The organism is Pseudomonas sp. DSP3-2-3, from assembly GCF_049898225.1.
GTDB lineage: Bacteria > Pseudomonadota > Gammaproteobacteria > Pseudomonadales > Pseudomonadaceae > Aquipseudomonas.
The window spans coordinates 85,590-96,442 of record NZ_JAFCXH010000026.1 but is presented as its reverse complement, the minus strand read 5'-3'; the positions used below and the strand labels follow the sequence as shown (position 1 = coordinate 96,442).

Sequence of the window (10,853 nt, the reverse complement as noted above, 5' to 3'; positions counted from 1 at the left end):
GAAACGATGCATCGCCGATGGTAGTGTGGGGTTTCCCCATGTGAGAGTAGGTCATCGTCAAGATTGAATTGCAGAACCCCTGATCGCTTACGCGTTCAGGGGTTTTGTTTGTCTGCTCGGAAATCCATTGGTTATTGCACGACGTAACTTCGGTAGGTCCTTATTAAAACTCTATCGAGTTTCTATGCATTGCCAGCGGGCATGGCTATGATGCGTGCCTCATTAACAGGCGATTTCTAAATGCTGACGTTGTTGAAGCTTCTTAAGGATGGAAAATTTCATTCCGGGCAGGACTTGGGTGCGGCTCTCGGAGTAAGTCGAAGCGCCGTTTGGAAGCAGTTGCAGCAGTTGGAGATCGCTCTAGGTGTTGAGGTGCATAAGGTTCGGGGTCGAGGATACAAGTTGGCATACCCGATCTCCCTGCTCAACGAGGCCGAGATCCAGACTGCGGTGCCTTCTCTGGGCTGGCCGGTTCAAATATTTGATTCGGTAGACTCGACGAACGCAGCCGCCATGAGGTTTATTGGTTCAAGGTCTCCATTGCCGCTGGTTGTATTGGCTGAACGCCAGACCGCTGGGAGGGGGCGGCGGGGGCGCAAATGGGTAAGCCCGTTCGGCGAGAATATCTACTACAGCCTCGCGCTCAGGATAGAAGGCGGGATGCGCCAGCTCGAAGGCCTCAGTCTACTGATTGGTTTGGCGGTGCTGAAAACCTTGAGAGAAGGCGGGGTAAAGGCCGCCGGCCTTAAATGGCCCAATGACGTGCTGGTGGGGCGGCGCAAAATCGCCGGCGTTTTGCTGGAGCTATTAGGTGATCCGGCGGACGTTTGTCACGTAGTTGTCGGTGTGGGAATCAACGTGAACATGCGGGCCTCAGATGAAATCGATCAGGAATGGACGTCAGTTCATATAGAGACTGGCGTCCCTTCCAATCGAAACGAGCTGGTGGCCAAGCTAAGCACCAACATCGCTGCATATTTGGCTGTGCATCAGGTGCAAGGGTTTGGCGCATATATGGCGGAATGGGAAGAGAACCACCTCTGGCAAGGCCGCGCAGTTACTCTTCTCGCTGGTTCTGAGGCGATAGAAGGTATTGTGTTGGGTATTGATGTTCAGGGAGCCCTGCAGCTGCAGATTGGTGACGAAAAGAAAAGCTACAGTGGTGGCGAGCTCAGCCTGAGGTTGCGTAATGATACTTGAGCTGGATTGTGGAAATAGCTTCATAAAGTGGCGAGTAATTGCCAGCGGTGACTCTGGGTCTGCCGTAGGTGGAGTTGCGGACTCTGATGACGCGCTGATTGCTACGCTTTCCGGGTTACCTGCTGTGACATTAACTCAGTGTCGCCTGGTGAGTGTTCGCACCCGCGACGAAACGGATAAATTGATTTTCGCGCTGGCTTCAACGTTTGCAATTGATGCCGTATGTGCCGAGCCGACTACAGCGCTTGCGGGCGTCCAGAACGGATACGATGACTATCAGCTTTTAGGTCTGGATAGATGGCTGGCGTTGGTGGGGGCGTATCAGATCGCGGGAAAGGCGTGCCTTGTTCTCGATCTGGGCACTGCGGTGACAAGCGATTTCGTCACCGCTGATGGGCAGCATCTCGGGGGGTTCATTTGCCCTGGCATGACGTTAATGCGAAGTCAGTTGAAGAGCCATACGCGCCGAATTCGCTACGATGACGCGGATGCCAAGCGGTCGCTAGATAGCTATTCCCCGGGACGATCTACGGTTGAGGCGGTAGAGCGTGGTTGCCATCTTATGTTGAGGGGCTTTGCCGTCACGCAATTGGAGATAGCTCGTCAGTATTGGGGTGAGGATTTCGTGATTTTTGTGACTGGGGGAGATGCGAATCTGGTAAGTGGGTCGTTGCCAGGCGCGCGGCTCGTACCCGATCTCATTTTTGTCGGACTTGCGCTGGCCTGCCCTTTGCGTTGAGGTTTCTATGCGTTGGTTGTTTTTGCTATTGCTGATGTTAAATGCTTTTTACTATATCTGGCATCAACAAGAAGCGCCGTTGCGAGCGAAGGAGGTATTGCCTTTATCGCTATATAGGGCAGAACGACAGGATATCCATCTTCTGAGTGAGTCGGACACTTCTCGCGAGATGGGCTCGCCACAAAGTAATGCTGAAGAGAGATGCCTCTATCTGGGTGGATGGCCCGGCCAGGAAGAAGCCCGAACCGTTGAGCAGCGCCTCATCAGCTTGGATATCCAGTCTCAATTGCAGGCCTTGCAATCGGGAGGTCAAAATACCTATTGGCTGAAAATAGCTCCAGGTAGCCGGCGGCTGGTTGATCAGGAGCTGCTGGCGGGTCTTGTTCATGACTTCCCTCAGCTGAAAAACAAAATTATGTTGTGTTCAGGCATTGCAACGGCCGATTAGTTTGCATAGAATGGCGCCCGCTCAGCAGCGTAGGGTTAGCTCCCGATAACTGTCGAGCGATAGTCAGCGTTTGTAACCTCAGGTTTTTAATGAGAAAAAGGTTGACAGAAGGGTGGCATGAGTTGAAAATGCTGCCTCGTTCAGGAGGGGTTCCCGAGCGGCCAAAGGGATCAGACTGTAAATCTGACGTCTACGACTTCGAAGGTTCGAATCCTTCCCCCTCCACCAAATTTAAGCCTAAGCAGCAAGTTAGGCGGGTGTAGTTTAGTGGTAGAACCTCAGCCTTCCAAGCTGATGATGCGGGTTCGATTCCCGCCACCCGCTCCAAATTTGCTGTTTGTGCAAAGTGTTTCGCTCTTGTAGCTCAGTTGGTAGAGCACACCCTTGGTAAGGGTGAGGTCAGCGGTTCGAATCCGCTCAAGAGCTCCATATTAAGGCAGATATGAAAATATCTGCCTTTGTTTTAATCAGTGTTTCGTTTGTTGTTGTATGGCGAAGGCTGAAAGTAAGTGTTTCAACGTTGTGGATGTTTGTAATTTTATTATCTGTTAGTGGCTCCTTTGGCGGCTTGTCGGATAATGAGTTGATTGGGTGTTTGGTGGTTGTGAGGGTGGGGATTGTTTGCCCTGTCTAGCTGTCGTTCAGGCCTCAATCAGAAAAAGAGTTGTGAGGTTGTTGAAAAATTCTTGTTGGGCTGGCATAGTGGTCGGCCTGATTTTGCTTTTAGGTCAGTAGCTCAATTGGCAGAGCGACGGTCTCCAAAACCGTAGGTTGGGGGTTCGATTCCCTCCTGACCTGCCAGATTCATTAAATTGTGTCTGGCTTTCTTTTCACAGGATCTCCGTAGATGACTCCCAAGACTGAAATCCAAGAATCACGCTTCGATATGCTTAAGTGGCTGCTCGTGGTCGTGTTGGTGGTCGTAGGCGTCGTCGGTAATCAGTATTACTCGGCTCAACCGATCCTGTACCGTGTTCTTGTACTGCTGGTGATCGCTGCTGCAGCTGCCTTTGTAGGGTTGCAGACGGTCAAGGGCAAGGCGTTCTTTGTTTTGGCAAAGGAAGCTCGCGCCGAGATTCGTAAAGTCGTGTGGCCTACTCGCCAAGAAACCACGCAGACCACGTTGATTGTAGTGGCTGTTGTACTGGTTATGGCGTTGCTGTTGTGGGGGCTTGATTCCCTGCTCGGCTGGCTTGTTTCCTTGATTGTTGGCTAAGGGTGTCCCGTGGCTAAGCGTTGGTACGTAGTGCATGCTTATTCGGGTTACGAAAAGCATGTAATGCGCTCGTTGATCGAGCGTGTGAAGCTGGCTGGCATGGAAGATGGCTTCGGCGAAATTCTGGTTCCCACTGAAGAAGTGGTTGAAATGCGTAACGGCCAGAAACGCAAAAGTGAGCGTAAATTCTTCCCTGGCTATGTGTTGGTTCAGATGGACATGAATGAAGGGACTTGGCACTTGGTCAAGGATACCCCTCGCGTCATGGGTTTCATCGGCGGCACTGCTGATAAGCCAGCACCGATTACTGATAAAGAAGCTGATGCGATTCTGCGTCGCGTCGCTGATGGTAGCGACAAGCCGAAGCCAAAAACGCTGTTCGAGCCAGGTGAAGTTGTTCGTGTCACTGATGGTCCGTTCGCCGATTTTAACGGCACGGTTGAAGAGGTTAACTACGAAAAGAGCCGGATTCAGGTCGCGGTGCTCATTTTCGGTCGCTCTACTCCGGTAGAGCTTGAGTTCAGTCAGGTCGAAAAGGTCTAACTGAGCGAGAATCCCACACCCCGTAGCCCTAGGCTGTGGGGTTTTTTCGTCACTGGGATAAACGTGCAAGTAACCGGGGAGCCTTAATTGGCGTTCGAACCCGTAATTGGAGTGCCTCATGGCCAAGAAGATTACCGCTTACATCAAGCTGCAAGTGAAAGCTGCTCAGGCTAACCCTAGCCCACCTGTTGGCCCGGCTCTGGGTCAGCATGGCGTGAACATCATGGAATTCTGCAAGGCCTTCAACGCCCGTACTCAGGGTCAAGAGCCAGGCTTGCCGACTCCTGTGATCATCACTGTTTACAGCGACCGTAGCTTCACTTTCGAAACAAAAAGCACCCCTGCTTCGGTTCTGCTGAAGAAGGCTGCTGGTCTGACTAGCGGCTCGGCACGTCCGAACACCGTTAAAGTTGGCACCGTGACTCGTGCACAGCTGGAAGATATCGCTAAAGCAAAAAATGCGGATCTGACTGCTGCTGACATGGATGCGGCCGTGCGTACCATCGCCGGTTCCGCTCGTAGCATGGGCCTTAACGTGGAGGGTGTGTAATGGCTAAGTTGACTAAGCGCCAAAAGGCAATCGCCGACAAAATCGAGCCGGGCAAATCCTACAACTTCACAGACGCAGCAGCCCTGTTGGCTGAGCTGTCGACTGTCAAGTTCAGCGAGTCGGTTGATATTGCGGTGAACCTGGGCGTTGACCCTCGTAAATCCGACCAGGTCGTTCGTAGCGCTACCGTGCTGCCGCACGGCACTGGCAAGACCGTTCGCGTTGCAGTATTCACCCAGGGCCCGGCTGCTGAAGCCGCTCTGGCTGCTGGTGCTGATCGCGTTGGTATGGATGATCTGGCTGCCGAAATGAAAGCTGGCGATCTGAACTACGACGTTGTTATCGCTTCCCCGGACGCGATGCGTGTTGTTGGTCAGTTGGGTCAGATTCTCGGTCCACGTGGTCTGATGCCTAACCCTAAAGTCGGCACTGTTACTCCTGACGTTGCTAACGCCGTCAAGAATGCCAAGGCTGGTCAGGTTCGTTATCGCACCGACAAAAACGGCATCATCCACACTTCAGTTGGCAAGGTCGGTTTCGACGCAGTCAAGCTGAAAGAAAACGTTGAAGCGCTGATCTCTGATCTGAAGCGTATCAAGCCAGCGTCTTCGAAAGGCATTTACGTCAAGCGCGTTACATTGAGCACCACCATGGGCCCAGGTCTGGTTATCGACCAGGGTTCGTTGGACGCGTAAGACAAAGTTGGCGTGTCAAAACGCCAAAGAAAGATTGGGGTCCCTGCCTGGCGGGGGCTATCCAAGACCGTAGGCGGCGCAAGTCTTAAACCTCAAGCCTACGCAGATGGTGCTCCCGGTTCCTTACCGAATCAGACACCAAAACGACATCCGGCCTCGGTTGGATGAAACGGTAACAAGCAGGAGTTAAACCCGTGGCAATTAAGCTTGAAGACAAGAAGGCCATCGTCGCTGAAGTCAACAAGGCTGCCCAAGTTGCTCTGTCCGCTGTCGTGGCTGATGCCCGTGGCGTAACAGTAAGCGCTATGACCGGACTCCGTAAAGAGGCTCGTGAAGCTGGCGTTTACGTACGTGTTGTACGTAACACCCTGCTCAAGCGCGCCGTTGCTGGCACTCAATATGACGTGCTCAACGACGTGTTCACTGGCCCGACCCTGGTTGCATTCTCTAACGAACATCCTGGCGCTGCTGCCCGTTTGTTCAAGGAATTCTCCAAAGGTCAGGATAAGTTCGAGATCAAGGCAGCTGCATTCGAGGGCAAGTTCCTCGCGGCTAACCAGATCGACGTACTGGCAACCTTGCCGACCCGTGACGAAGCAATCTCCCAGCTGATGAGCGTGATTCAAGGCGCTACCAGCAAGTTGGCTCGTACTCTGGCGGCTATTCGCGATCAGAAAGAATCCGCAGCAGCCTAAGGCTGAGCGTTCCCTCTCGCGTTTTTTTGTTTATTTTGATGGCCGCCTAGGCCGTCCCCCAATTCAGGAATTAGATTCATGTCTATCTCTCAAGAAGATATCCTCAACGCAGTTGGCGAAATGTCCGTTCTGCAGGTTGTTGAGCTGATCAAGGCCTTCGAAGAAAAGTTCGGTGTTACTGCCGCTGCTGCTTCTGCTGGTCCAGCTGCTGCTGCCGCTGTTGTTGAAGAGCAAACTGAATTCAACGTCATGCTGCTGGAAGCTGGCGAGAAGAAAGTTAACGTGATCAAGGCTGTACGTGAGCTGACCGGTCTGGGCTTGAAAGAAGCCAAGGCTGTAGTTGACGGCGCTCCAGGCATCGTTCTGGAAGCAGTTTCGAAAGACGCTGCTGACAAAGCCAAGGCTACCTTGGAAGAAGCAGGCGCTAAAGTCGAGCTGAAATAAGTACCGACTTTGAGTGTCCAGCCCAAGCGTTAAGCGAAAGGCTGATGGCTGGTGGCTCTTGCCACCGGCCTTTTTCCGTTATAGACGATTGGCTTGTACAACGTCTCTGACGTGCAAAAAAGCCACCGGAATGGTGGAGCAAACCACGGGGTTTGCACGATTTTCTGGCTGCTCCCGTCGGGGGGAGCCAAACAAGCAGGTGACCAAGCTGGGGAACGCTGATGGCTTACTCATATACTGAGAAAAAACGTATCCGCAAGGACTTTAGCAAGTTGCCGGACGTAATGGATGTGCCGTATCTCCTGGCCATCCAGCTGGATTCGTATCGCGAATTCCTGCAAGCGGGAGCGACCAAAGATCAGTTCCGCGACGTCGGTCTGCATGCAGCCTTCAAATCCGTTTTCCCGATCATCAGCTACTCCGGCAATGCTGCGCTGGAGTATGTAGGTTATCGCTTGGGCGAACCGGCATTTGATGTCAAAGAGTGCGTGCTGCGCGGTGTGACTTACGCTGTACCTCTGCGAGTCAAGGTTCGCTTGATCATTTTCGACAAAGAATCGTCGAACAAAGCGATCAAGGACATCAAAGAGCAAGAAGTCTACATGGGTGAAATCCCCCTGATGACTGAGAACGGTACCTTCGTTATCAACGGTACCGAGCGCGTTATCGTTTCCCAGCTGCACCGTTCGCCTGGCGTGTTCTTCGACCACGACCGTGGCAAGACGCACAGCTCCGGCAAACTGCTTTATTCCGCGCGTATCATTCCGTATCGCGGTTCGTGGTTGGACTTCGAGTTCGATCCGAAAGACTGCGTATTTGTTCGTATCGACCGTCGTCGCAAGCTGCCTGCGTCCGTGTTGCTGCGCGCGCTCGGTTATACGACTGAACAAGTGCTCGATGCTTTCTACACCACCAACGTTTTCCATGTGCAGGGTGAAAACCTTCGCCTGGAGCTGGTTCCTCAGCGTCTGCGTGGTGAAATTGCCGTTCTGGATATCCTGGACGACAAAGGCAAGGTCATCGTTGAGCAAGGCCGTCGTATTACTGCGCGCCACATCAACCAGCTGGAAAAAGCCGGGATCAAAGAGCTGGAAGTGCCTCTGGACTACGTCCTCGGCCGCACTACCGCCAAGGTCATCGTGCATCCAGCGACTGGCGAAATCATTGCCGAGTGCAACACCGAGCTGAACACCGAGATCCTGGCCAAGATTGCCAAGGCTCAGGTTGTTCGCATCGAAACGTTGTACACCAACGATATCGACTGTGGTCCGTTCGTTTCCGATACGTTGAAGATCGACTCCACCAGCAACCAACTGGAAGCTCTGGTAGAGATCTATCGCATGATGCGTCCGGGCGAGCCGCCTACCAAGGACGCAGCAGAAACCCTGTTCAACAACCTGTTCTTCAGCCCAGAGCGCTACGACCTCTCCGCTGTAGGCCGGATGAAGTTCAACCGTCGTATCGGTCGCACCGAGATCGAAGGTTCGGGCGTTCTGTGCAAAGAAGACATCGTTGCCGTTCTGAAGACGCTGGTTGATATCCGTAACGGTAAAGGCATCGTCGACGACATCGACCACTTGGGTAACCGTCGTGTTCGTTGTGTTGGCGAAATGGCCGAGAACCAGTTCCGTGTCGGCCTGGTGCGTGTTGAGCGTGCGGTCAAAGAGCGTCTGTCGATGGCAGAAAGCGAAGGCCTGATGCCTCAGGACCTGATCAACGCCAAGCCGGTTGCGGCCGCGGTGAAAGAGTTCTTCGGTTCCAGCCAGCTTTCCCAGTTTATGGACCAGAACAACCCGCTGTCCGAGATCACCCACAAGCGTCGTGTTTCTGCACTCGGCCCTGGCGGTTTGACTCGTGAGCGCGCCGGCTTTGAAGTTCGAGACGTTCACCCGACGCACTACGGTCGTGTTTGCCCGATCGAAACGCCGGAAGGTCCAAACATCGGCCTGATCAACTCCCTGGCAGCCTATGCGCGCACCAACCAGTACGGTTTCCTCGAGAGCCCGTACCGTGTGGTGAAAGACGCACTGGTTACCGACGAGATCGTGTTCCTGTCGGCTATTGAAGAAGCGGATCACGTCATCGCCCAGGCTTCTGCGGCAATGAACGACAAGAAAGTTCTGATCGACGAGCTGGTAGCGGTTCGTCACTTGAACGAGTTCACCGTCAAGGCGCCGGAAGACGTCACCTTGATGGACGTTTCGCCGAAGCAGGTTGTGTCGGTTGCAGCATCGCTTATCCCGTTCCTCGAGCACGACGACGCCAACCGTGCGTTGATGGGTTCGAACATGCAGCGTCAAGCTGTTCCGACCTTGCGCGCTGACAAGCCGCTGGTAGGTACGGGCATGGAGCGTAACGTAGCGCGTGACTCCGGCGTTTGCGTCGTGGCTCGTCGCGGGGGCGTTATCGACTCGGTTGATGCAAGCCGTATCGTGGTTCGTGTTGCTGATGATGAAGTTGAGACCGGTGAAGCTGGTGTCGACATCTACAACCTGACCAAATACACCCGCTCCAACCAGAACACCTGCATCAACCAGCGTCCGCTGGTGAGCAAGGGTGATCGGGTTGAGCGCAGCGACATCATGGCTGACGGTCCGTCCACCGATATGGGTGAGCTGGCTCTGGGCCAGAACATGCGCATCGCGTTCATGGCATGGAACGGCTTCAACTTCGAAGACTCCATCTGCCTGTCCGAGCGTGTTGTTCAGGAAGACCGCTTTACCACGATCCACATTCAGGAACTGACCTGTGTGGCGCGTGATACCAAGCTTGGGCCTGAAGAAATCACTGCAGACATCCCGAACGTCGGTGAAGCTGCACTGAACAAGCTCGACGAAGCCGGTATCGTTTACGTGGGTGCCGAAGTCGGCGCAGGCGATATCCTGGTCGGTAAGGTCACTCCGAAAGGCGAGACCCAGCTGACTCCGGAAGAAAAACTGTTGCGTGCGATCTTCGGTGAGAAGGCCAGCGACGTTAAAGACACGTCCCTGCGTGTGCCAACCGGCACCAAAGGTACTGTTATTGACGTACAGGTGTTCACCCGTGACGGTGTTGAGCGCGATGCTCGTGCACTGTCCATCGAGAAGACTCAGCTCGACGAGATCCGCAAGGATCTGAACGAAGAGTTCCGCATCGTTGAAGGCGCGACCTTCGAGCGTCTGCGTTCCGCTCTGGTTGGCCGCAAGGTCGAAGGCGGCGCAGGCCTTAAGAAAGGTCAGGACATCACCGACGAGATCCTCGACGGTCTTGAGCATGGTCAGTGGTTCAAACTGCGCATGGCTGAAGATGCTCTGAACGAGCAGCTCGAGAAAGCTCAGGCTTACATCGTTGATCGTCGTCGTCTGCTTGATGACAAGTTCGAAGACAAGAAGCGCAAGCTGCAGCAGGGCGATGACCTGGCACCGGGCGTTCTGAAGATCGTCAAGGTTTACCTGGCAATCCGTCGTCGTATCCAGCCTGGCGACAAGATGGCCGGTCGTCACGGTAACAAAGGTGTGGTCTCCGTGATCATGCCGGTTGAAGACATGCCGCACGATGCCAATGGCACGCCGGTAGATATCGTTCTCAACCCGTTGGGCGTACCTTCGCGTATGAACGTTGGTCAGATCCTCGAAACTCACCTGGGCCTCGCGGCCAAAGGTCTGGGCGAGAAGATCAACCGCATGCTGGAAGAGCAGCGTAAAGTTGCTGATCTGCGCAAGTTCCTGACCGAGATCTACAACGAAATCGGCGGTCGCCAGGAAAATCTGGAAGACCTGTCCGACAAGGAAATCCTGGATCTCGCGAAGAACCTGCGTGGCGGTGTGCCAATGGCCACTCCAGTGTTCGACGGTGCCAAGGAAAGCGAAATCAAGGCCATGCTGAAACTGGCAGATATGCCAGAAAGCGGCCAGATGCAGCTGTTCGACGGTCGTACCGGCAACAAATTCGAGCGCCCGGTCACCGTTGGCTACATGTACATGCTGAAGCTGAACCACTTGGTGGACGACAAGATGCATGCGCGTTCCACTGGTTCTTACAGCCTGGTTACCCAGCAGCCGCTGGGTGGTAAGGCTCAGTTCGGTGGTCAGCGTTTCGGAGAGATGGAAGTGTGGGCGCTGGAAGCATACGGCGCGGCTTACACTCTGCAAGAAATGCTCACAGTGAAGTCGGACGATGTGAACGGTCGTACCAAGATGTACAAAAACATCGTGGACGGCGATCACCGTATGGAGCCGGGCATGCCCGAGTCCTTCAACGTGTTGATCAAAGAAATCCGTTCGCTCGGTATCGATATCGATCTGGAAACCGAATAACACGTGACGCGAATCGAGGGTGGGTCGG

The 10,853-nt window shown here is 54.0% G+C and carries 10 protein-coding genes and 4 tRNA genes; all 14 read left to right on the top strand.

Annotation, left to right across the window (positions count from 1 at the left end):
* Positions 1 to 240: 240 nt before the first annotated feature.
* Entirely contained in the window at positions 241 to 1,200 is a 960-nt protein-coding gene (gene birA / locus ACP7E4_RS24235) for a bifunctional biotin--[acetyl-CoA-carboxylase] ligase/biotin operon repressor BirA (protein WP_426118009.1), read from the top strand.
* Positions 1,190 to 1,939 carry a pantothenate kinase gene (locus ACP7E4_RS24230; RefSeq protein ID WP_426118008.1) on the top strand — a complete coding sequence of 250 codons (750 nt, stop codon included), beginning with the start codon at positions 1,190 to 1,192 and terminating at the stop codon, positions 1,937 to 1,939. Before birA ends, ACP7E4_RS24230 begins: the two co-directional genes overlap by 11 nt.
* A gap of 7 nt (positions 1,940 to 1,946) precedes the next feature.
* The gene (locus ACP7E4_RS24225; protein WP_426118007.1) at positions 1,947 to 2,387 is read left to right on the top strand and encodes a hypothetical protein; all 441 of its coding nucleotides are present in this window, start codon (positions 1,947 to 1,949) and stop codon (positions 2,385 to 2,387) included.
* 143 nt (positions 2,388 to 2,530) lie between these two features.
* Positions 2,531 to 2,615: transfer RNA gene (locus ACP7E4_RS24220), tRNA-Tyr, on the top strand.
* Positions 2,616 to 2,640: 25 nt separating this feature from the next.
* Positions 2,641 to 2,714 (top strand) — tRNA-Gly (locus ACP7E4_RS24215).
* A gap of 26 nt (positions 2,715 to 2,740) precedes the next feature.
* A tRNA-Thr gene (locus tag ACP7E4_RS24210) sits at positions 2,741 to 2,816 on the top strand.
* Positions 2,817 to 3,112: 296 nt separating this feature from the next.
* A tRNA-Trp gene (locus ACP7E4_RS24205) sits at positions 3,113 to 3,188 on the top strand.
* Positions 3,189 to 3,234: 46 nt separating this feature from the next.
* Positions 3,235 to 3,603: a preprotein translocase subunit SecE gene (gene secE / locus ACP7E4_RS24200; protein ID WP_426118006.1), complete on the top strand. Its 369-nt coding sequence runs from the start codon at positions 3,235 to 3,237 to the stop codon at positions 3,601 to 3,603.
* A gap of 9 nt (positions 3,604 to 3,612) precedes the next feature.
* Positions 3,613 to 4,146 (top strand): transcription termination/antitermination protein NusG, encoded by a 534-nt coding sequence (nusG, locus tag ACP7E4_RS24195; RefSeq protein WP_020290714.1) that lies wholly within the window; start codon positions 3,613 to 3,615, stop codon positions 4,144 to 4,146.
* Positions 4,147 to 4,264: 118 nt separating this feature from the next.
* Positions 4,265 to 4,696, top strand: a complete 432-nt coding sequence (rplK, locus tag ACP7E4_RS24190; protein ID WP_426118005.1) for a 50S ribosomal protein L11 — start codon at positions 4,265 to 4,267, stop codon at positions 4,694 to 4,696.
* Entirely contained in the window at positions 4,696 to 5,391 is a 696-nt protein-coding gene (rplA, locus tag ACP7E4_RS24185) for a 50S ribosomal protein L1 (RefSeq protein ID WP_426118004.1), read from the top strand. Before rplK ends, rplA begins: the two co-directional genes overlap by 1 nt.
* 194 nt (positions 5,392 to 5,585) lie before the next feature.
* Positions 5,586 to 6,086: a 50S ribosomal protein L10 gene (rplJ, locus tag ACP7E4_RS24180; RefSeq protein ID WP_020290711.1), complete on the top strand. Its 501-nt coding sequence runs from the start codon at positions 5,586 to 5,588 to the stop codon at positions 6,084 to 6,086.
* Between the two features lie 78 nt (positions 6,087 to 6,164).
* Positions 6,165 to 6,530: a 50S ribosomal protein L7/L12 gene (rplL, locus tag ACP7E4_RS24175; protein WP_020290710.1), complete on the top strand. Its 366-nt coding sequence runs from the start codon at positions 6,165 to 6,167 to the stop codon at positions 6,528 to 6,530.
* Between the two features lie 221 nt (positions 6,531 to 6,751).
* A complete protein-coding gene (gene rpoB, locus ACP7E4_RS24170) occupies positions 6,752 to 10,825 on the top strand; it encodes a DNA-directed RNA polymerase subunit beta (protein WP_426118003.1) in 4,074 nt (1,357 codons plus the stop codon).
* The last annotated feature ends 28 nt before the right edge of the window (positions 10,826 to 10,853 follow it).

Coding starts and splice junctions, on each gene's coding strand:
- birA (WP_426118009.1), top strand. CDS start 241: ATGCTGACGTTGTTGAAGCTTCTTAAGGATGGAAAATTTCATTCCGGG.
- ACP7E4_RS24230 (WP_426118008.1), top strand. CDS start 1,190: ATGATACTTGAGCTGGATTGTGGAAATAGCTTCATAAAGTGGCGAGTA.
- ACP7E4_RS24225 (WP_426118007.1), top strand. CDS start 1,947: ATGCGTTGGTTGTTTTTGCTATTGCTGATGTTAAATGCTTTTTACTAT.
- secE (WP_426118006.1), top strand. CDS start 3,235: ATGACTCCCAAGACTGAAATCCAAGAATCACGCTTCGATATGCTTAAG.
- rplK (WP_426118005.1), top strand. CDS start 4,265: ATGGCCAAGAAGATTACCGCTTACATCAAGCTGCAAGTGAAAGCTGCT.
- rplA (WP_426118004.1), top strand. CDS start 4,696: ATGGCTAAGTTGACTAAGCGCCAAAAGGCAATCGCCGACAAAATCGAG.
- rplL (WP_020290710.1), top strand. CDS start 6,165: ATGTCTATCTCTCAAGAAGATATCCTCAACGCAGTTGGCGAAATGTCC.
- rpoB (WP_426118003.1), top strand. CDS start 6,752: ATGGCTTACTCATATACTGAGAAAAAACGTATCCGCAAGGACTTTAGC.